Here is a 19,172-nt window from a genome sequence, read left to right on the forward strand (position 1 = left end):
GCGGCCGCCGGCGCGCGCTCGCCGCTGGACGCCGGGGCGATTTCGGTCACGCTGGCGCTCCCATGACCACCACCGCCCCGCCCGCCGCGGCCCCCGCGGCCGCGGGCCCGCCCGGCGACCTGCCCACGGCCGTGCTCCGGAGCTCGCCCGCGGACTTCGTCGTCGAAGAGCTCCCCGCCTACGCGCCGAGCGGCCGCGGCGAGCACGTGTTCGTGACCTTCCGCAAGACGGGGCGCACCACGCCCGACGCGGTGCGCGCCATCGCGCTCGCGCTCGGCGCCGACCCGGGCAGCGCCGGCTTCGCCGGCATGAAGGACCGGCACGCCATCACCACGCAGACCGCATCGGTCCAGCTCCCGCTCGCGCGGGATCCGGCGCCGCTGCTCGAGCGGGCCGAGCTGCCCGGGATCGAGATCCTCTCGATCGCGCGCCACGACCACAAGCTCAAGCCGGGGCACCTCGTCGGCAACCGGTTCCGGATCACGCTCCGCGGGATCGCCCCCGCGGCGCTCCCGCTCGCCGAGCGCCGCCTCGCCGACATCGGCCGCGCCGGCGTGCCGAACGCGTTCGGGCCGCAGCGGTTCGGGAGGAACGGCGATAACCCCGAGCGCGCGCTCGCGTGGATCGCGGGCCGGGAGCGCGGGCCCCGCGACCGGCGCGAGCAGCGGCTGCTCTTCTCGGCGCTCCAGTCGCTCTGGTTCAACGAGGTGCTCGCGCGCCGCGAGGCGGACGGCACCTGGAGCACCGTGCTCCCCGGCGATCTCGCCAAGAAGCGCGACACCGGCGGGCTGTTCCTCGTGCCCCTCGAGGGCCCGGAGGTCGCGGACGCCGAGGCGCGCGCCGCCGCGCTCTCGATCTCGGCGACGGGCCCGATGTTCGGCCGGAAGATGCGCTGGCCCGAGGGCGCCCCGGGCGCGCTGGAGCGCGAGGTGCTCACGGCGGCGATCGGCGACCCCCGCAAGCTCGACGCGTTCGCCCACGCCGGAGAAGGCACGCGGCGCCCCCTGCGGCTGGAGGTGGACGGCCTCGCGGTGTCCGCCGCCGAGGAGGCGGCGAGCGCCGGCGCGCCGGAGCCCGCGGGGGCTAGAGGCGCAGGGCAAGGAATTGTCGTCTCGTTTGTGCTACCGAAGGGCGGCTACGCGACCACCGTCCTTGGGCGAGTCTTTCGGCTCGTCGACGCCTCCGCCCCCCAGCCCTCCGTCGGCAGGCCGGGCGCGGCCGGTGCCCCCGCTCCGGAGGAGGACGCAGTCGAGGAAGGGCAGCCCAGCGCCGAACCGTAGGACGTCTCGAGGCGCGGCCCCCACCCACCCCACCATCGGAAAGGCACCAAGGAAGAAGATGAACCTCGTCGAGTGGCTGCAGCGCATCATGGTCGGCTTCGGGGCCGCCTGGGTCATGTGGTTGATGATCGGCCTCAGCGTCGTCTCGGTCGCCATCATCCTGGAGCGCGCCTGGTTCTTCTGGTCGCTCCGCGACGATCTCGCCGTCCTCGCGCGGGATCTCCGGACGTCCCTCGACGACTCGATCGAGGCCGCGCGGAAGCGGATGGAGGCCTCGCCCTCGGCCGAGGCCGCGGTCGTCTCGGCCGGCCTCGCGGTGGCGCACCAGGGGCCCGACGCGGCCGAGGAGGCCATGGCCGGCGCCGCGGCGCTCCAGCGCATGAAGCTCGAGCGGCGCCTCGCTTACCTGGGCACGCTCGGCAACAACGCGCCGTTCATCGGGCTGTTCGGCACCGTCATCGGCGTCGTCGGCGCCTTCGACGCGCTCGGCCAGGCGGCGAAGACGCCGGTCGCGCAGGCCGCGTCGCAGGCCATGGCGCCGCAGGCCGTCATGTCGAGCATCGCCGAGGCGCTCGTCGCGACCGCGGTCGGCCTCGCCGTCGCCATCCCGGCCGTCGCGGCGAACAACTACTTCCAGCGCATGATCAAGTCGACGCTGGCCAACACCGAGGCGCTCACGCGGGTCCTGCTCGCGCACCTCAAGATCGACCCGGCGTTCGCCGGGGCCGCGCCCGCCGTCGCCGCCGAGCCTCGCGCCAAGGCCGCGCGGGCGCCGCGCCAGGAGGAGAGCAGGAAGGGCGGCGCGGGCGAGGAGGAGCGCTGATGGCCGCCACGGGCCGCAACGACGATGACGAGATGATCAGCGGCATCAACGTCACGCCGCTCGTCGACATCACCCTCGTGCTCCTCATCATCTTCATGGTGACCGCGAAGATCATCGTCTCGCAGTCGCTCCCCCTCGATCTGCCGAAGGCGGCGCAGGGGCAGGAGGTGCAGCTCGTCTTCGGGCTCGAGCTGCACGCGAACGGCGACACGTTCGCCGACGGCAAGAAGCTCGCGGGCGAGGACGCCATCCTGCCGATCGCGCGCGAGGCCCAGGCGAAGAACCCGGAGCTCCGCGCCGTGATCCGCGCCGACACGACGGTCCCGCACGGCCGGGTGATCCGCGCGCTCGATCTGCTGAAGCAGGCGGGCGTCTCCAAGATCGCGTTCGGCGTGACGCCGATCGCGCCCGAGCCCGGCGCCGCGCCAGGCGCCCCGGCCGCGCCGCCCCCGGCCGCCCCCGCGCCGGCAACACCGAGCCCCGCGCCCTGAGCGCGCCGAGCGAGAGCTTATGAGCCAGGTCACGAGCCATCGCGCCGCGGGGGCGCTCCACGACGGGCGCCGCCGCGACGAGCGCCCCGACCCCGGGGACGCCAAGGAGCCCCCCAACGCCCTCGGCGCGCCGGGCGCGGGTCACCCCGGCGATCGGCGGCGCGCCGCGGATCCGCTCGCCGCGGTGCTCGGGCTCGGGGACCGCGCCTCGCGCGTCGGCGCCTTCCTCGGGGTCACGCTGGCGCTCACCAGCCACAGCGCGGCGTCCGCCCGGGCGATCGTCTCGGGGTCGCTGCGCGACATGCGGCACATGGTCGAGGAGATGCGCGCCGGCATCCACGACTACCTCTGGGCGATCTACGAGGTCGACGTCGCGCCGCCGAAGGCCGAGGAGCCCAAGCCGCCCGAGCCCGAGCCGCCGCCCGAGCCCGAGCCGGAGCCCCAGCCCGTCGTGAAGGCCCCGCCGCCTCCGCAGGCGAACACGCCGCCGCCCAAGGACGACCCCTACGAGCCTCCCCCCGCCGCCGCCGAGGCGGCGAAGGTCCTCACGCGCGAGCCGGATCCGGACGAGGTCCTCGACATGACCGACCGCGGGATCGCGAGCGGCGAGGGGCAGGGCGTCGGCTACGGCCAGGTGGCCGGCGCGGGCACGGCCAAGTCCCCCACGTTCAACCCGAACGCCAAGGTCGGCGGCGTCGTCGGCGGCAAGGGCACGGGCGCCCCGGTCCCGCCGCCGCCGGCCGTCGTGGGCCCGGACCTCTCGGCCCCGGCCGGCCTGGTCGGCAGCAGCAGCTGGAACTGCCCTTTCCCTCCGGAGGCCGACGTCGATCAGATCGATCAGGCGAAGGTCGTCCTCATGGTCACGGTGCGCCCCGACGGCAGCCCGCTGTCCGTCAAGGTCGTCAGTGAGCCCGGCCACGGTTTCGGTCGCGCCGCGCGCATGTGCGCGCTCAGCCGGCGCTACTCGCCCCCAAAGGATCGCGCGGGCTCCCCGATCACCGGCACGACCCCGCCCATCACGGTGAACTTCACGCGCTAGCGCGTCGCGAGGGCTGCCGGAAAATTCGCTTCGCGGCCGGCGCCTCGGCTATTCTCCGCGACAGCTTGTGATCGTCCCCGAACGGATCGAGCAGCTCTCCAAGGTCCCCCTGTTCAAGGGCCTCACCCCGGCCGCGCTCGAGCTCATCTCGCGCGTCGCGAGCGAGGAAACGCACGCCCTCGGCACCAAGATCTTCGAGCACGGCGATCCGGGCGACAAGCTCTACATCCTGCTCGAAGGCAAGGTCCGGATCAGCCGCGAGATCGCCGGGATCGGCGAGGAAGCGCTCGCGGTGCTCGGCCCGGGCGCGGTGTTCGGCGAGATGGCGCTGCTCGACGAGGCCCCGCGCTCCGCCGACGCGCGCGTGCACGAGCGCTGCCGGCTGCTCACCGTGTCGAAGGACGCGTTCGAGGATCTGCTCTTCTTGCACAAAGAGCTCGCGTACGAGGTCCTCTGGAACGTCGTCCGGATGCTCGTCCAGCGGCTCCGCGAGACAAACAACAAGCTCACGTTCCTCTCCGTTTCGGGCAAATTCGAGTAGAGTGCGGCCCGATCGCCCGGCGACCGTGCGAGCGCGCCCCGGGCGGCGCGCCCTGCTGCACGGGCAGCGGCGTTCTGCTCACGATCAACGGTTCCTTTGGAGGAGTATGGCAGCCAGGATGAAGCACGCAGCGCTCGCCCTCGCGCTCTGGATGGGCGCCTTCGCAGGAGCATGTGGCTCCGCCACGCCGCCGCCCGAGACGGCGGCCGACAAGAACGACTTCGACGGGGAGACGCTCCCGAGCGAGGGCGACGCGACCGCCGACGCGAAGAGCGAAAAGCCCGCCAAGGCGGAGAAGACGGCGGAGGCCGACGAGGGCGAGAAGGACGAGGCGCCCGCCAAGTCGACGCCGATCCAGGCGACCAAGTTCGAGGCAGATCTGAAGAAGATCGGGATCAACCTCAAGAAGCTCCCCGCGCTCGAGAAGCTCCCGACGGCGCAGAAGAAGAAGGTGATGCCGCTGCTCCAGAAGGCGCTCGGCTACGACACCTGCGAGGGCTGCCACGCCGAGGGCGACTTCAAGAAAGAGACGCGCGACATGAAGGTCGCCCGCGAGATGTGGCGCAACTTCGTGGTGCCCCTCCGCGCCGAGAGCGGCGGCACCCTCTTCTGCGACAGCTGTCACGCCGGGAACGAGCACGTCCTGAACCGCAAGGACAAGAAGGCCCTGCAGGCGTTCATGGAGGAGGAGTACCAAAACAAGCTCGCGCGGGCGAACAAGGAGGACATGGAGTGCGGCACGTGCCACGGCGATGCCATGGAAACCAAGATCATCGAGAAACTCTGGAACATCCCTAAATAACGGGAGTCGTCCGGCTGCCTTGAACCGCCGTCCTCCTCCTCCAGCAGCGGAATTCCTTGCGCTCCGGCGCGCCTAGCGCCCCGCGCCCGCCGCAGATTCGTTAAGATTCTTACATTTCAGGCGCGATCGCCCTCCGGGCCAGCCCGCTCCGGAGCGCGCCCCGGCGCCGGCCTCCGGCCCGGCGCCGGCGCTCGGCCGCCTCATCATGACGACAGATCGCCATGATGGTGGGTCATGCCCCGTTTTCGTACTAGATAGGCGGCATGTGCGGTGTGTTCGGAATCTTTGGCCACCCCGAGGCGGCCAACATGACCTACCTCGGTTTGCACGCGCTCCAGCATCGAGGGCAGGAATCTGCGGGGATCGTCAGCAGCGACGGGGAACGCCTCTACGGCCACCGCGCCATGGGGCGGGTGCAGTCCGGCTTCGCGCCGTCCGATCTCGCGTCGCTGCCCGGCGACCGCGCCATCGGCCACGTCCGCTACTCCACCGCGGGCGGCTCGCACCTGAAGAACGCGCAGCCGCTCGGCGTCGACTACGCGCGCGGCTCGCTCGCGGTCGCGCACAACGGCAACCTCACGAACCACGAGACCCTGCGCGAGCAGCTGGAGGCGCGCGGCTCGATCTACCAGACCGCGAGCGACACCGAGTCGATCGTCCACCTCATCGCGATGAGCAAGAAGGACGATGTGCGCCAGCGCATCGCCGAGGCGCTGAAGCAGGTGGAGGGCGCATACTCGCTGCTCTTCCTGACCGAGCGGGAGCTCATCGCCGTGCGCGACCCGCGCGCGATCCGGCCGCTCTGCCTCGGCGAGATGCCGAGCGGCAGCGGCGTCGCCCACGTGGTCGCCAGCGAGTCGACGGCGTTCGATCTGATCGGCGCGCGCAAGGTGCGCGACGTCGCGCCGGGCGAGATGGTGATCATCAACGCGGACGGGGTCCGCTCCGAGTTCCCCTTCGCGCCGGAGCCGCGCAAGCTCTGCATCTTCGAGCACGTCTACTTCGCCCGCCCCGACTCGACGATCCAGGGCGTGAGCGTCTACGAGGTCCGCAAGGCGTTCGGCCGGCGCCTGGCCATCGAGCAGCCGGTGGAGACGGGCGACGATCTGGTCGTGATCCCCGTGCCCGACTCGGGCGTGCCGGCGGCGATCGGCTTCGCCGACCGCGCGCGCGCCCCGTTCGAGATGGGGCTCATCCGCAGCCACTACGTCGGCCGCACGTTCATCGAGCCGCAGCAGTCGATCCGGCACTTCGGCGTCCGGCTCAAGCTCAACCCGAACCGGGCGGTGATCGAGGGCAAGCGGGTCGTCGTCGTCGACGACTCGATCGTCCGCGGGACGACGAGCCGCAAGATCGTCAAGATGATCCGCGACGCGGGCGCCCGCGAGGTGCACGTCCGCATCTCGAGCCCGCCCACGCGCTGGCCCTGCTACTACGGCGTCGACACGCCGACGCGATCGGAGCTCATCGCCTCGAGCCACTCCGTGGACGAGATCTGCAGCTACCTGACGGCCGACAGCGTCGGGTACCTGTCGCTGGAGGGCCTGGTCGAGGGCGTGCGATCGATCGAGGCGCGCGAGGGCGACCCCGCGGCCGCGCGGCCGTCGGCGGACAGCTACTGCCACGCGTGCTTCTCCGGCAGCTACCCGATCCCCTTCACGCCGGCCGCGCCGAGCCGGCAGCTCCGGATGGTGAGCGGTTGACGCTGCCCCGCCCCTCCGCCGAGGGTCCGCCGGCGACCGAGGGCTCGGCCGAGCGCCCGAGCGCGGGCGGCGCCGCGTCCGCGCCGCTCTTCGCGCGCGTCGCCGACGAGGTCTCGATCTACGAGGTGAGCCCGCGGGACGGCCTCCAGAACGAGGCGGCGATGATCCCGATCGAGGGCAAGCGGCGGCTCATCGCGGCGCTCGTCGCCGCCGGCCTCCGCCGGATCGAGATCACGAGCTTCGTCTCGCCGAAGTGGGTGCCGCAGCTCGCCGACGCCGAGGAGCTCGCGAGGACGATCGCGACCGAGCCGGGCGTGACCTTCAGCGCCCTGTGCCCGAACGCGCGCGGCCTCGAGCGGGCGCTCGCGGTGGGCCTTCGCGAGATCGCGGTCTTCCTGAGCGCGAGCGAGGCGCACAACCGCGCCAACGTCAACAAGTCGATCGACGACACGCTCTCGGTGTTCTCGGAGATCGTCCCGCCGGCGCGCGAGGCGGGCGTCGCCGTGCGCGCGTACGTCTCGACCGTGTGGGGCTGCCCGTACGAGGGCGACGTCGATCCCGCCCGCGTCGTGCGCATCGCGGAGCGGCTCATCGAGCTCGGGTGCTACCAGGTCTCGCTCGGCGACACGATCGGCGTCGGCACCCCGCGGCAGACCCACGACATCGTCCGCCGCTTCCTGGACGCGATGCCGCCCGAGCGGTTCGCGCTGCACCTGCACGACACGCGGGGCACGGCGCTCGCGAACATCCTGGTCGGCCTGGAGCTCGGCGTGCGCGACTTCGACGCGTCGGTGGCGGGCGTGGGCGGCTGTCCCTACGCGCCGGGCGCGGCCGGCAACATGGCGACGGAGGATCTCGTGTTCATGCTCCACGGGATGGGCGTCCGGACCGGCGTCGATCTCGACAAGATCATCGAGGCGGGCAACGTCGCCGAGCAGGTGATCGGCCGCCCGCTGCCGGGCAAGGTCCACCGCGCCGGCCCGTTCCGGCTGCGCCGCCTGCCGACCCGGGGCTGAGCGCGCCGCCGGCCCGAGGCCGAGCGCTGGGCGGCGCTCAGCCCGAGGCCGAGCGCCGCGGCGCGCTCGGCCGCCGGGTCGTCAGTCGCCCGCCTTGCACTCGAGCCGGGTGAAGAAGACGTGGTGTTCGCCGCCCTCGCGATCGTCGCGGAAGAGGATGCCCACGTCTCCGTCCGGCCCGAACGTGGCGACCGGGCCGATGCTGTCGCGGCGCGCGAAGGTGAGCCGCTGCTCGTCGCTGATCGGCACGAGATCCGCGTTCACCGTGACCGCGTAGAGCTCGTAGCCGTCGTTCTGGTCGCGATCGTCCGAGTAGATCGCGAGCAGCCGATCGCCGAGCGGGCGCAGGAACGGGTACCGGGAGCGGAAGGGGCCCGGGTTCGAGATGGCCCTCGGCCGGATGAGGATCTCGCCGTCCTCCGAGACCGCGGCGGCGTAGATCGCCTTGGGGCTCGCCGATTTGTCGTACCACGCGATGACGTAGCGATCGCGGTTCCACACCACCGTCGGATAGACCGCGTCGGTGTCGCCGTTCGTCAGCGAGACGAGCGCCGAGCTCGGCTGGAGCTCGGCGTCGAACGTCTGGAACTGGATGAAATGCGTGACCGCGTCGCCCGCCGACCACGCGACGCCGATGCCGCTCCGGCCCGCCGCCACGGAGGGCGCCTCGTTGTCGAAGCCGCTCGATCCGTCGGTGAGCTGGACGTTGTCGCCGATCAGGTTGCCGTCGACGTCGATGCGCTGGGCGAACAGGTCGAAGGCGCCGTTGCGCTCATCCTGCCAGACCGGGATGAACTCCGCGTCGTTCCACGCGAGCGACACGTTGACCGAGAAGCCGGGCGCGTTCGAGAGCCGCCGATCGCCGCCCTCGACCTTCTCGCCGTTCTCGTCGAGCAAGGAAAAGTACACCTCGTAGTCGCCGTCGCGCCGGTCCTGCCAGGCGGCGCCGTACCGATCCCCGACCCACACGATCGGCCCGCCGGAGGCGTCGCCGTTCTTCGGGGTGATGATCTCCTCGCCGGGCGCGAGCGGCTCCCCGCCGGCGCTGATCATCGAGCGGTACACGTTGAAGCCCCGCGTGGTGCCGGTGTAGAGCGCCGCGTACGACGTCCCGCTCCAGGACAGGCCGCCCGCGCCGGCCGGCGCGATGTCGCCCGAGATGCGGATCGCGTCCAGGTCGCGCGGCACGAAGCGCGCCCCGTTGTCGACCGTGCCGTCACAGTCGTTGTCGACCCCGTCGCAGATCTCCCTCCCGCCGGGGTGGGCCGCGGCGTTCGAGTCGTCGCAGTCGTCGCCGCACGCGAGCGGCTCGCCGGGGATCGTGCCGGGCAGCGGCGCGCGGAAGCCGTCGCCGTCGAGATCGAGCGTCGACGGCCCGTAGCTGCACAGACCGGTCGCGCTCTCGCAGGTGTCGCGGGTGCACGGATCGCCGTCGTCGCAGTCGACCGGCGTCAGGGAGACGCACGTCCCGCCGCGCCGGGGGGCGGCGCCGCCCGCCCCGCCCTCGGGCGAGGGCGCCGCGCCGCCCTCGGGCTGCCCCGCCTCGAACAGCTGGCAGATCACCGGGTTGCAGAGATCCTTGGCGCCGGGGCAGTCGGCGTCGACCTCGCACTCCGGCGCGGGCGGCGGGATGTTCAGCCCCGTCCGCGCCCCGCACCCCCCCGAGAGCGCGGCGCCGCCGGCGGCGACCCCGAGCAGGACCAGCGCGAGGGCCGTCCTCCGATGCGCGCGCGGACCCACGGAGCGCGTCGTCACAGGCATCCGCCCATCCCTTCCACGTCGATCGGCTCGCACACGAGCCCCGGAGCGCAGCTGTCGTCGCCGCTGAGCGCGCAGAGCTCCACGCACTGCGTGCCCGAGCCGGTCACGACACAGGCGAACCCGGCGCCGCACTGGCCGCCGCCGCTGCACGGATCGCCCTGTCCGCCGGGGCCGGCCGGCGCGCAGAAGGCGCCGTAGATCTCCTGCCCGCACGGCTCGCTCGGATACTGCACGTAGATGAAGCACCCCTCTCCGGGCGCGCAAAAGCCGCTCGACTGATCGTAGGGATCGCACGCGAAATCGGTGATCGGCGGCCCCATGTCGGGACAGCCGGGGTCCTCGTACTCCTCGAGCGGGTCCGGGCCCGCGTCGGCGCCGCCGCCCCCGACGCCCGGAACGGGGGGCGCGCCGGCCTGGCCGCCCCCGCCTTCCGCGGACGGATCGTCCACGATGACGGTTTGTCCGCAACCGACGGCGAGGCCCAGACCAGGGAGCGGCACGCAGAGGAGTGTCAGGAAGAGCGAGGAGCAGCGTCGCATGGCGCCATGCTATCGATTCCACGCGCGCCTGCCATGCCTTTGGCAGCGCGGGCAGCGTCCTGACGCGGTCGCGAGAGGTGGATCGTTTCCCCCAGGCTGCAATCCCACTTGCCTGTTGGCCGGCGCTCTGATGTATCTCTCAACAATGCACAAACGCAACCTGCTCAGTATCGCGCTCCTCGCAGCTTCCCCTCTGACGCTCGCCCACCTCATGGCTTGCGGCGGTGACGACGCGGCCGGAGGAGGCGGGGCGAGCTCTTCCAGCACCACCTCGACCAGCGCCGGCGAAGGCGGCAGCGGCGGCGAGGCCGGCGGCGGCGGCGAGGGCGGGGGCGGCGGCGAGGCCGGCGGCGGCGGCGAGGCCGGCGGCGGCGGCGGCGAGGTCGGCGGCGAGCCCGCCGACCACCTGCTGATCTCGGAGGTCGTCGTCCGGCCGGGAGCGGCCGAGTTCGTCGAGATCTGGAACCCGACCGACGCGCCGGTCGACCTCACCAACTACTACCTTTCGGACAACGCCGTTTATTATGCCATCACCGAGGGGAAAGCCTGGGCCCCGGTCGGCAGCGCAGGGACGGACTTCCTCGTCCAGTTCCCTCCCGGAACCGTGATCGACGCGGGGGCGCGCCTCGTGCTCGCGAGCGATGAGGCGTTCGAGCTCGAGTACAATCGGTGCGCCGACTTCGCGCTTGACGAGTCGCCCATCCCCTGCGGGGGCGACGACGTGCCGCCCATGATCGCGCCCACGAACGGCGCCCTCGGCGCGCAGGCCGGCGCGCTGCTCACCGACGGTGGGGAGATGGTGATCCTCTTCGAGTGGGAGGGCACCGAGGGCAGCCCGCTCAAGGACGTGGACTACGTCATCTGGGGCGCGGAGCTGGGGAACTCGGCGATGGCGTACAAGACGGGGAAGACCGGCTATGCCGACGACACCTCGCGCAACAGCCAGCGACCGGCCGCGGCGCACGGCAGCGGGGAGAGCATCGTCCGCTGTAACGATCGCGAGGTCGGCGAGCTCTTGACCGAGGGCAACGGCATCAGCGGGCACGACGAGACGAGCGAGTGGCTCGACGTCAGCTTCACCGTGTCGACCTCGCCCTCGCCCGGCGAGGAGAACGACTGCGAGTAGCCACCGCCCCTCCGGGCTCGGCCCCGCGCCGCGGCGCGGCGGGGGCGCGAGCTCGGCGCGGCGAGCGCCGGGGCGCGCTCACTGCCGGGTGATCGTCACCTTCTTGATGACCGGCGGGTTGACGGGGCGCTCGCCCTTGACCTCGACGCCGGCGAGCTTGTGGACGAGCTCCTCGGGCCCGCACTCGCCGAAGATGGTGTAGCCGTTGTCGAGGTGGAACGCCGGCGCGTCGGTGATGAAGAACTGCGCGGAGTTCGTGTTCTTGCCGCGGTTCGCCATGCACAGGAGGCCCGGGCGGTCGTGGCTGCCGTCCTCCCAGATCTCGTCGGGGATCACGTAGCCGGCCTCGCCGGTGCCGTTCTTCTTCGCGTCGCCGCCCTGGATCATGAATCCCTGGATGATGCGGTGGAAGATCGTCCCGTCGTAGGCGGGCTTCTTCTCCCATTTGCCCTCGGGCGTCTTCCAGGGCCTGATCCCGCGCGCCAGGCCGACGAAGTTGGCGACCGTGATCGGCGCCTTGTCGTCGAACAGCTTGCAGGACAGCGTGCCGAGGTCGGTCTCGATCGACGCGGTCAGCGCCTTGCCCGGCGGGAGCCCCTTGGTCGCGTCATCGAGCGTCCACTTGCCCTTCACCGGGTCGTCCTCGCTGGGCTTGACCTCGGCGACCGGCTTCGCGGAGACCTTGCGCCGCTGCGGCGGGGGGCGCTCCTTCTCGGTCTTCTCCGTCTTGCTGCCGGCCGCCCCCGTCGATGCCGGCGTCGTCGTCGCCTTCGTCTTCGGCGACTCTTCGGCCGTGGGCTCCGGGGTCTTCGAACATCCGGCGAGGACCGCCAGCGCGGCGAGCGCGGCGACGGGCTGCATGGCGAGGGTTCGAGCGATCATCGGGGGACGGTTTCGCGCGTCGCGGTCCAGCGGTCAAGGGCGAGCCTCGCCGTGGTAGGAAGCGGCATGAGCTCGCGCTGCGCCCTCGCGACCCGTCCGTTCTCGCTCGCCTCGCTCGCCTCGCTCGCGCCCGCCCTGGGCGCGCTGCTGCTCGCGGCCGCCCTCGGCGCGTGCGAGCGCCGCGTCGACGAGCCGCTCCAGGTCGCGCCCCGCGGCGAGGTGGCGGCGCCCCGCTCGGCCGAGGCGCCGCCCGCCGTCGCCGAGGCGCCGCCCGCTGTCGCCGAGGCGACGGCCGCGGGCCGCTGCATCGAGCCGACCCCGGACGCGCCGGAGCGGCCGACCCCGAAGGCCGGCCCGGATCCGGCGTGCCCCGAGGACCCGACCGGCCCGTTCCAGCTCGCGACCGGCAAGGTGATCTTCCTCGACGCCCAGGCGCCCGACGTCCTCGTCGAGATCGCGCGGAAGGAGAGGGAGCGCGCCCGCGGGCTCATGTACCGGAAGAGCATGGCGGAGAACCGCGGGATGATCTTCGTCTTCCAGCAGCGGACCCAACACTCGTTCTGGATGCACAACACCTGCATCCCGCTCGACATGCTGTTCATCGACGGCGATGGAACGATCGTCGGTATCGAGGAGAACACCCCGACGCTCAACGACTCGACCTTCGACGTCGGCTGCCCCTCGACGTACGTCCTCGAGCTGAACGCCGGCTGGGCGCGGCGCCACGGCGTCCGCGCGGGCCAGAAGGTCCGGCTCGAGGGGATCTGACGCTCGCCCGCGCGGGGGGCGGGGCGGCGTCGCCTCGGCCGGCGCGCGCGCGGCGCTACATCCCCGGGAACAGGCCGAGCTGGCGCGGGGGCGCCGGCGGGCCGAGCGCCGACCGCGCCGCGCCGGGCGGCGGGGCCGGCGGCGCGGCGTCGAGGACGAGCGGCCCCCGCGGCGGCGCGGCGAGCAGGCGCGCGCGCTTGCCGAGGAGCGCGTCGCGGGCGGCGTCGAGGGCGAGATCCGGGCGGTTGTTGACCTCGGACAGGTGCATCAGCGCGACCGTGTGCGTGCCGCCGGGCAGCGCCGCGAGCAGCGCGCACGCCTGCGCGTTCGACAGGTGGCCCCGCGCCGAGCGGATCCTGCGCTTGAGGTGCTGCGGGTACGGGCCGGCCTCGAGCATGTCGGCGTCGTAGTTCGACTCGAGCAGCAGCACGTCGCAGCCGGCGACGTGCTCGAGGAGCCCCGGCGGGACCTCCCCGAGGTCCGTCACGAGCGCGGCGCGCCGCGCCCCGTCGTCGACGACGAGCGCGACCTGCGCCGCGTCGTGCGGCAGCGGCCTCGGCGAGAGGGTGAGCGCGCCGATCGCGAACGGCTCGCGCGGCGAGAAGCTCCGGACGCGCTCCGGGTCGCCGAGCTCCGCGGCGCGGGCGGTGGCCTCCGAGGCGTAGATCGGGATCTTGTGCTTCTTGTTGTACTTGGCGGCCACGCCGACGTGGTCGGCGTGCGCGTGCGTGATCACGATCGCGTCGGGGGCCCAGCCGAGCGGGCCGCCCGCGCCCGCCGCGGAGAGGCATTGCTCCAGCACCCGGGGCCCGACGCCCGCGTCCACGAGGACCCGCGTGCCCCGGGAAGAGAACAGGGTGGCGTTGCCTCCGCTCCCGCTCGCGACGATGGTGATCTTCATACCGGGCTCCGCGGAACGGGAACGACGACGGACGGCTCCTGTGACCCGTAGCGCAGCCGAGGGCCTGGCCGCAAGCGCGCTGAGCCGCGCGAAGCGCTCGCGAGCGCGCTGGAACGACGCTAGAGGGATCCCACGTCGTGGTGCCCACCTCCCGCCCCTCCCCTGACACCCCCACGGAGGCGCCGCTCGCCGCGCCGCGTGCCCCCGGCGACGGCGCCGCGCCCGCCGCCCCCGGCGTCGCGCCGCGCGGAAGGCGGCGCCGCCGCGCCCTGATCGCAGCGCTCGTCGCCATCGCCGCCGTGGCGGCGGCCGTCGCCGCGCTCCTCGTGCTCGGTCCGCCCGCGCTCCGCCGGCACATCGTCGCCGAGGCCCGCGCGCGCGGCGTCGCGCTGGATCCGGGCGCGATCGACGTCGGCCTCGGCGCGGTCCGCCTGCGCGACGCGCGCTTCTCCCTGCTCGGGGTGCGCGGGCTCTCGGGCACGGTGGCGCGCACCACGATCGCGCTGCGCGGGCTCTCGCCCGCCGGGATCGCGGCGGATGGGGTCGAGCTCACCGTCGCGGGGATCGACGCCCTGGAGGGCCTGCCAGCGTGGGTCGCGCAGCACGGCCCGCGCGCGGCGTCGCTGCCGCTCACCACGGGCCGCGTCCGCCTCGGCCTGCGGGATCGCGACGGGGGGCCGGAGGTGCTCGCGCTGGCGGACGCCTCGCTCGTGCGGCGCTCGGCCGGCTCGGTCCAGGGCGCCGCGGCGCCGCCGCCGGGCGCGCCGGGGCTGGAGGCCGGCGTCCTGAAGCAGGCGCGCGTGCTCGTCGCCGGCAAGGAGGTGGCGCGCACCGACGTCTCCTGGTCGATCGGCGCGGCCTCCATCTCCCTCGGCTTCGGCGGCGAGGACGCCGCCGCCGCGCCGCTCCGGGCCGAGCTCCGGCCGCGGCCCTCGCCGAGCGCCTCGATCGAGCTCGCGCCGACGCAGCTCGCCGCCGTGGGCGCGCTCCTCGGCGTGGACGTCGGCGCCTCGACGATGGTGGTCTCCGGCACGTTCGAGCTGCGGCTCGCGGCCGGGGCGGACCGGACGGCCCTGTCCGAGGCGCCGCTCGAGGGTCCGATCGCGCTCACGGTGAAGGGCTTCACCCTGCCTCATCCCAGGGAGCTCGACGGGCTCCTCTTCGGCGACATCACCACCGTCACGGCGGACGCGCACATCTCGGGCGACCGCCGGCGCATCGCGCTGAACGGGGTGGAGGTCGCCGCCGGCGCGCTGAAGCTCAAGGGCACGGGGACGATCCAGCGCGACGGCGCGGACGCCTCGATCGGGATGGATCTATCCGGATCCATCCCGTGCTCGCTGCTGGCCGGCTCCGCTGCGATGGCGCACCTGACCGGCGCCGTGGGCCTGCTCGCGCGCGATCTGGTGAGCCGCACGCTCGCGGGCTCGGTGGCGGTCCAGGTGCGCGTCGACGCCCGCGCGAGCCGACTGACCGCCGCGCGGGTCAACCCGAGCGCGATCCTCCGCTGCAAGCTCCGGCTGTAGCGCGGAAGCGGAGATCGAGGCGTACGGCGGCCGGAAGCCGGGAAAGAGCACCGCCGAGGCGCCAAGTACGCCAAGAGGAGAATTTTTCAATTCGGAGTCTCCCGGGCCGTGGGCCAGGGCGGTTCTCTTCATGTACGCCTGAGCGCCGCGCGCGGGCGGCGCCGCCCCTGGCGGGTGGCTCCGTCCGGGCACGGCGAGGGGCGATGAAGGAGGAAGGCGGAGGACGAAGGTCGGTGTCGAGGACGATCTGGCGCGACGGACCGCGGCGGAGAGCGCGCGAAGCGCGGCGCCCGCGCTCGACGAGAGAGCGCAGCTCTGGCACCCTGATCGGCGAGGAGCCGGCCATGCGCGCTCGATCTCTCGCCGTTCGGCTCGCCTCGCGCCTCGGGCTCGTCTCACTCCTCAGCGCTTCCTGCACCGGCGGCCTAGGCTCCGGCGACGACGACGCCTCGGGCGGCGGGGGGGCGGCAGCGACGTCCTCGTCCTCGTCGACCTCGATAGAACTCGCCGGCAGCGGCGGCGCTGGAGGAAGCGGCGGCGCCGGGGCGGGCGGCGCGGGAGAAGGCGGCGCGGGCGGAGGCAGCGGCGGAGTCGACGGACAGGACTTCCCGCTCGACACGCCGCCCGAAGGGCCGTGCCCGCCCGACATGGTGGAGATCGAGGGATACTGCATCGATCGCTTCGAGGCGCCGAACATCGAGGGCGCCCTGCCGCTCGTGATGGAGAGCGCCGTCTCGGCGAACGCCTGGTGCCAGGAGCGCGGCAAACGCCTCTGCACCGAGGACGAGTGGGACACGGCGTGCCAGGGCCCGGAGGCGCTCGTCTATCCTTACGGGAACACCCACGAAGCCGAGCGCTGCAACGACGGCAAGACGTGGATTGCGCCCGACGAGGGGGCGCTCAACACCTGGCCTTCCGACGCGGCGCTCGCCGAGGTCCAGGCGCTGTACCAGGCCGAGCCGAGCGGCTCGCGGCCGGGGTGCGTGAGCGCGTTCGGCGTCTACGACATGACAGGAAACGTCGAGGAGTGGGTGGTGCGCACCAAGTACCACGTCAACGAGTATCCCCATGTCCTCAAGGGCTGTTACTGGTCCGGCTGCTTCGGCGGCGCGAAGCCGCGGTGCGGCTCCACGAACCCGGCGCACGCGGACGGGTTCCGCTTCTACGAGACCAGCTTCCGGTGCTGCCGCGACGCGCAGTGACGGGGTGACGGGCCCACCGTCGCCGCCCCGGCCCGCGCCGCGGCGGCCTCGCTCGCGAAGGTCCGCTGCGCCGCGAGCGAGGCCGCGCGCCCGAGGCCCGGCGGCAGGCGCCCCGGACGAACCGCTTCCCCTCGGTCGCGCCGCAGGCTAGGGCACCGGGACACGGTGCTGACCCTGCCGAGAGAGCCCCGCCCCAGCCTCGACCTCGTGCGGGACGCCATCGCGGCGTTCTCGGCCAAGGGCCGCGAGCGCGCGCGCCCGGACGATCTCGACGCGCGCGACCCGGCGTTCATCGCCCGCGTGCTCCCGCTGCTCGGCTTGCTCTACGACGACTACTTCCGCTGCGAGACCGAGCTCGAAGCGGAGCTGCCCGACGGCCCCTTCCTCGCGGTCAGCAACCACAACGCGATGACGGGAATGCCGGATATGTACTGCCACATGACGGCGTTCTGGCGCCTTTATGGGCCCTCGCGCCTGTCCTACGGGCTGATGCACGATCTCCCGTTCAACGTCCCGAAGGCCGGCCCCTGGCTCAACGCCTGCGGGGCCATCGCCGCGAGCCCGGAGAACGCGCGGCGGGCGCTCGTCCGGGGCGCGGCGGTCCTCGTCTTCCCCGGCGGCGATCTCGACGCCTGCAAGCCCACGTCGGCGCAGTACACGATCCGCTTCGGCCGGCGCCGCGGCTTCGTCCGGCTCGCCATCCGCGAGGGCGTGCCCATCGTGCCGATCGTGAGCGCGGGCGCGCACCAGTCGCTCTACATCGCCACGGACGGGCGCAAGGTGGCCGAGTGGCTCCGCCTCCCCCAGCTCGCGCGCTCGAACGTCGCGCCGCTCGGCCTCGCGCTGCCGTGGGGGCTCATCGTCGGCGTCCCGATCCCCCATGTGCCCCTGCCGGTGAAGATCCACACGCGCGTGCTCCGCCCGCTGCACCTCGGCCTCCCGCGCGAGGCCGCGGACGACCCGGACGAGGTCGAGCGCGCGTTCGCGCGGGTCGTCGCGCGGATGCAGGCGGGGCTCGACGAGCTCCGGACGGCCGGCAGGCACGGCCTCTTCCCGCGCGGTTGACAAGGCCACCGCGGCAGCATGGCAGCGCGGTGGCGCCCGAGAGCGCCCATGACGCCAGCGGGCAGCGCCCTGCCGCGGCGAAACCTGCCCGTGCATGACAAAGGGCGCTGGGGCTCGCGCGGCTCTCGGAAAACCGAGTCCGTTCATGTAGGCTTGAGCGCCAGCCGTGACCCCCGACCGCACCGCGCAGCTCCTCGCACCGGTGGCCCAGCCCGGAGAGCTCATCGCGGCCAAGTACCGCGTCGAGCGGGTCGTGGCCATCGGCGGAATGGGCGTCGTGCTCGCGGCGCGCAACGAGGATCTCGACCAGCAGGTCGCCATCAAGATCCTGCGCCAGGACGCCCTCACCAACCAGGAGGCGGTCGCGCGCTTCCTGCGCGAGGCGCGCACCGCGGCCCGCCTGCAAGGCGAGCACGTCGCGCGCGTGTTCGACGTCGGCACCACGGAGAGCGGCGTGCCCTTCATGGTGATGGAGTTCCTGAGCGGGCTCGATCTCCAGCAGGTCATCGAGACCCACGGCCCGCTGTCCATCCAGGACGCGGTCGACTACGTATTGCAGGCGCTGGAGGCGGTGGCCGAGGCGCACGCCGCCGGCGTCGTGCACCGGGACATCAAGCCATCGAATCTGTTCCTCGCCGAGCACCCGGACGGGACACGGCACATCAAGGTCCTCGATTTCGGCATCTCGAAGGGGCAAGGGCTCGACTCGCCGGCGGAGCCGGGGCTCACGTCGACGAAGCAGGTGATGGGCTCGCCCGGGTACATGTCGCCCGAGCAGATGATGGCCCCGAGGACGGTCGACGGGCGCGCCGACGTGTGGTCGTTCGGCGTGCTGCTGTACACGCTGGTGACGGGCGAGCCGCCGTTCCAGGGCGAGACGGTCGCCGCGGTGATGGCGAACATCCTCCACCAGCCGGTGCCGCGGCTGCGCGACAAGCGCAGCGACGCGCCCGCCACGCTGGAGCGGATCGTCGCGCGCTGCCTGGAGCGCGACGTGAGCGCCCGCTACGCCAACGTCGGCAAGCTCGCGCAGGCGCTCGAGCCGCTCGGGTCGAGCTTCGCGAAGCTCTCGACCTCGCGCATCCAGAGCGCGATCGGCGCGGCGTCGCCGGCCGGGCAGACGCTGCTCAACTCGAGGGCGGCCGAGGACAGCGACCGGCTGTCCGGCGCCTCGTGGACGCACACGGGCTTCCGCCGCCGGTCGCGGCGCAGGCTGCTCATGGCCGCCGGCGTGGCCGCGCTGCTCGCCGGCGTGGCCGGCGCGGGCGTGTGGCTCGTCGGGAGCGTGCGCGTGACCGCGGAGGCGCCGAGCTCCGCCGCGGCGAGCGAGCCCGACCGCCCCGGCGGCGCCGAGCGCGTCCCCGGCACGGCCGCCGCGGCGAGCGCTGCGCCCCCGAGCGCGCCGGCCGCGGCGAGCGCTGCGCCCTCGAGCGCGCCGGCCGCGGCGAGCGCTGCGCCCTCGAGCGCGCCGGCCGCGGCGAGCGCTGCGCCCTCGAGCGCGCCGGCCGCGGCGAGCGCTGCGCCCCCGAGCCCTGCGCCGAGCGCGGCCCCCGCGGGCAGCGCTGCGACCGGCGCGCGACCGAAGACGACCGCGTCGGGAGCGCCGCTCAGGCCGGGCCCCCTGCCCCGGCCGCCGGTGTCGACCAGCGAGGACGAAATGCTGAGGAGCCGCCATTGAGATCGTTTCGATCGCGACACGCGGGCGCA

18 protein-coding genes are annotated in these 19,172 nt (G+C 73.4%); 14 read left to right on the forward strand and 4 right to left on the reverse strand.

The features are described from left to right. The first annotated feature begins 62 nt into the window (after window positions 1-62). From truD to NQZ70_RS27300, 8 genes are all read left to right on the forward strand, one after another. Entirely contained in the window at window positions 63-1,280 is a 1,218-nt protein-coding gene (gene truD / locus NQZ70_RS27265) for a tRNA pseudouridine(13) synthase TruD (protein ID WP_129576822.1), read from the forward strand. Between the two features lie 58 nt (window positions 1,281-1,338). Next, a complete protein-coding gene (locus tag NQZ70_RS27270; RefSeq protein WP_129576823.1) occupies window positions 1,339-2,103 on the forward strand; it encodes a MotA/TolQ/ExbB proton channel family protein in 765 nt (254 codons plus the stop codon). Continuing rightward, a complete protein-coding gene (locus NQZ70_RS27275; RefSeq protein ID WP_129576824.1) occupies window positions 2,103-2,594 on the forward strand; it encodes a biopolymer transporter ExbD in 492 nt (163 codons plus the stop codon). Before NQZ70_RS27270 ends, NQZ70_RS27275 begins: the two co-directional genes overlap by 1 nt. A 19-nt stretch (window positions 2,595-2,613) precedes the next feature. Continuing rightward, the gene (locus NQZ70_RS27280; RefSeq protein WP_129576825.1) at window positions 2,614-3,633 is read left to right on the forward strand and encodes an energy transducer TonB; all 1,020 of its coding nucleotides are present in this window, start codon (window positions 2,614-2,616) and stop codon (window positions 3,631-3,633) included. Between the two features lie 67 nt (window positions 3,634-3,700). Further along, window positions 3,701-4,174 carry a cyclic nucleotide-binding domain-containing protein gene (locus NQZ70_RS27285; RefSeq protein ID WP_061621876.1) on the forward strand — a complete coding sequence of 158 codons (474 nt, stop codon included), beginning with the start codon at window positions 3,701-3,703 and terminating at the stop codon, window positions 4,172-4,174. A gap of 118 nt (window positions 4,175-4,292) precedes the next feature. Then, window positions 4,293-4,976: a hypothetical protein gene (locus NQZ70_RS27290; RefSeq protein WP_129576826.1), complete on the forward strand. Its 684-nt coding sequence runs from the start codon at window positions 4,293-4,295 to the stop codon at window positions 4,974-4,976. A gap of 263 nt (window positions 4,977-5,239) precedes the next feature. Then, window positions 5,240-6,679: an amidophosphoribosyltransferase gene (purF, locus tag NQZ70_RS27295; protein ID WP_129576827.1), complete on the forward strand. Its 1,440-nt coding sequence runs from the start codon at window positions 5,240-5,242 to the stop codon at window positions 6,677-6,679. Continuing rightward, window positions 6,676-7,695 carry a hydroxymethylglutaryl-CoA lyase gene (locus NQZ70_RS27300; protein WP_129576828.1) on the forward strand — a complete coding sequence of 340 codons (1,020 nt, stop codon included), beginning with the start codon at window positions 6,676-6,678 and terminating at the stop codon, window positions 7,693-7,695. Before purF ends, NQZ70_RS27300 begins: the two co-directional genes overlap by 4 nt. Window positions 7,696-7,776: 81 nt before the next feature. Here NQZ70_RS27300 and NQZ70_RS27305 read toward each other — a convergent pair whose 3' ends face one another. Both NQZ70_RS27305 and NQZ70_RS27310 read right to left on the reverse strand, forming a co-directional pair. Beyond that, window positions 7,777-9,456 carry a putative metal-binding motif-containing protein gene (locus tag NQZ70_RS27305; protein WP_129576829.1) on the reverse strand — a complete coding sequence of 560 codons (1,680 nt, stop codon included), beginning with the start codon at window positions 9,454-9,456 and terminating at the stop codon, window positions 7,777-7,779. Further along, window positions 9,447-9,995 (reverse strand): hypothetical protein, encoded by a 549-nt coding sequence (locus NQZ70_RS27310; RefSeq protein WP_129576830.1) that lies wholly within the window; start codon window positions 9,993-9,995, stop codon window positions 9,447-9,449. Before NQZ70_RS27310 ends, NQZ70_RS27305 begins: the two co-directional genes overlap by 10 nt. Window positions 9,996-10,140: 145 nt before the next feature. Here NQZ70_RS27310 and NQZ70_RS27315 point away from each other — a divergent pair, with 145 nt between their 5' ends. After that, window positions 10,141-11,121: a lamin tail domain-containing protein gene (locus tag NQZ70_RS27315; RefSeq protein ID WP_237244101.1), complete on the forward strand. Its 981-nt coding sequence runs from the start codon at window positions 10,141-10,143 to the stop codon at window positions 11,119-11,121. 78 nt (window positions 11,122-11,199) lie between these two features. Here NQZ70_RS27315 and NQZ70_RS53155 read toward each other — a convergent pair whose 3' ends face one another. Further along, window positions 11,200-12,003 (reverse strand): peptidylprolyl isomerase, encoded by an 804-nt coding sequence (locus NQZ70_RS53155; RefSeq protein ID WP_165374189.1) that lies wholly within the window; start codon window positions 12,001-12,003, stop codon window positions 11,200-11,202. Window positions 12,004-12,069: 66 nt separating this feature from the next. Here NQZ70_RS53155 and NQZ70_RS27325 point away from each other — a divergent pair, with 66 nt between their 5' ends. Continuing rightward, window positions 12,070-12,771: a DUF192 domain-containing protein gene (locus NQZ70_RS27325; protein ID WP_129576831.1), complete on the forward strand. Its 702-nt coding sequence runs from the start codon at window positions 12,070-12,072 to the stop codon at window positions 12,769-12,771. Between the two features lie 55 nt (window positions 12,772-12,826). On the opposite strand, the gene NQZ70_RS27330 is transcribed toward NQZ70_RS27325, so the two are convergent. Then, window positions 12,827-13,672: an MBL fold metallo-hydrolase gene (locus tag NQZ70_RS27330; RefSeq protein WP_129576832.1), complete on the reverse strand. Its 846-nt coding sequence runs from the start codon at window positions 13,670-13,672 to the stop codon at window positions 12,827-12,829. 137 nt (window positions 13,673-13,809) lie between these two features. Between NQZ70_RS27330 and NQZ70_RS27335 the strand changes: the two genes are divergently transcribed. From NQZ70_RS27335 to NQZ70_RS27350, 4 genes are all read left to right on the forward strand, one after another. Beyond that, window positions 13,810-15,198 (forward strand): hypothetical protein, encoded by a 1,389-nt coding sequence (locus NQZ70_RS27335; protein ID WP_237244102.1) that lies wholly within the window; start codon window positions 13,810-13,812, stop codon window positions 15,196-15,198. A 344-nt stretch (window positions 15,199-15,542) separates the two neighbouring features. Next, a complete protein-coding gene (locus tag NQZ70_RS27340; RefSeq protein ID WP_129576833.1) occupies window positions 15,543-16,400 on the forward strand; it encodes an SUMF1/EgtB/PvdO family nonheme iron enzyme in 858 nt (285 codons plus the stop codon). 207 nt (window positions 16,401-16,607) lie between these two features. Then, window positions 16,608-17,465: a 1-acyl-sn-glycerol-3-phosphate acyltransferase gene (locus tag NQZ70_RS27345; RefSeq protein ID WP_129581606.1), complete on the forward strand. Its 858-nt coding sequence runs from the start codon at window positions 16,608-16,610 to the stop codon at window positions 17,463-17,465. A gap of 166 nt (window positions 17,466-17,631) precedes the next feature. Continuing rightward, entirely contained in the window at window positions 17,632-19,143 is a 1,512-nt protein-coding gene (locus tag NQZ70_RS27350; protein ID WP_272825807.1) for a serine/threonine-protein kinase, read from the forward strand. Window positions 19,144-19,172 lie beyond the last annotated feature (29 nt).

The sequence above is a fragment of the Sorangium sp. So ce836 genome (assembly GCF_028553905.1).
Lineage (GTDB): Bacteria > Myxococcota_A > Polyangia > Polyangiales > Polyangiaceae > Sorangium > Sorangium cellulosum_D.

What these genes read in the sequence shown, in the direction of transcription:
- NQZ70_RS27305 (WP_129576829.1), bottom strand. Translation starts at nt 9,456, where the DNA reads ATGCCTGTGACGACGCGCTCCGTGGGTCCGCGCGCGCATCGGAGGACG.
- NQZ70_RS27315 (WP_237244101.1), top strand. Translation starts at nt 10,141, where the DNA reads ATGCACAAACGCAACCTGCTCAGTATCGCGCTCCTCGCAGCTTCCCCT.
- NQZ70_RS27325 (WP_129576831.1), top strand. Translation starts at nt 12,070, where the DNA reads ATGAGCTCGCGCTGCGCCCTCGCGACCCGTCCGTTCTCGCTCGCCTCG.
- NQZ70_RS27310 (WP_129576830.1), bottom strand. Translation starts at nt 9,995, where the DNA reads ATGCGACGCTGCTCCTCGCTCTTCCTGACACTCCTCTGCGTGCCGCTC.
- NQZ70_RS27275 (WP_129576824.1), top strand. Translation starts at nt 2,103, where the DNA reads ATGGCCGCCACGGGCCGCAACGACGATGACGAGATGATCAGCGGCATC.
- NQZ70_RS27270 (WP_129576823.1), top strand. Translation starts at nt 1,339, where the DNA reads ATGAACCTCGTCGAGTGGCTGCAGCGCATCATGGTCGGCTTCGGGGCC.
- NQZ70_RS27340 (WP_129576833.1), top strand. Translation starts at nt 15,543, where the DNA reads ATGCGCGCTCGATCTCTCGCCGTTCGGCTCGCCTCGCGCCTCGGGCTC.
- truD (WP_129576822.1), top strand. Translation starts at nt 63, where the DNA reads ATGACCACCACCGCCCCGCCCGCCGCGGCCCCCGCGGCCGCGGGCCCG.
- NQZ70_RS53155 (WP_165374189.1), bottom strand. Translation starts at nt 12,003, where the DNA reads ATGATCGCTCGAACCCTCGCCATGCAGCCCGTCGCCGCGCTCGCCGCG.
- NQZ70_RS27280 (WP_129576825.1), top strand. Translation starts at nt 2,614, where the DNA reads ATGAGCCAGGTCACGAGCCATCGCGCCGCGGGGGCGCTCCACGACGGG.
- NQZ70_RS27290 (WP_129576826.1), top strand. Translation starts at nt 4,293, where the DNA reads ATGAAGCACGCAGCGCTCGCCCTCGCGCTCTGGATGGGCGCCTTCGCA.
- purF (WP_129576827.1), top strand. Translation starts at nt 5,240, where the DNA reads ATGTGCGGTGTGTTCGGAATCTTTGGCCACCCCGAGGCGGCCAACATG.
- NQZ70_RS27330 (WP_129576832.1), bottom strand. Translation starts at nt 13,672, where the DNA reads ATGAAGATCACCATCGTCGCGAGCGGGAGCGGAGGCAACGCCACCCTG.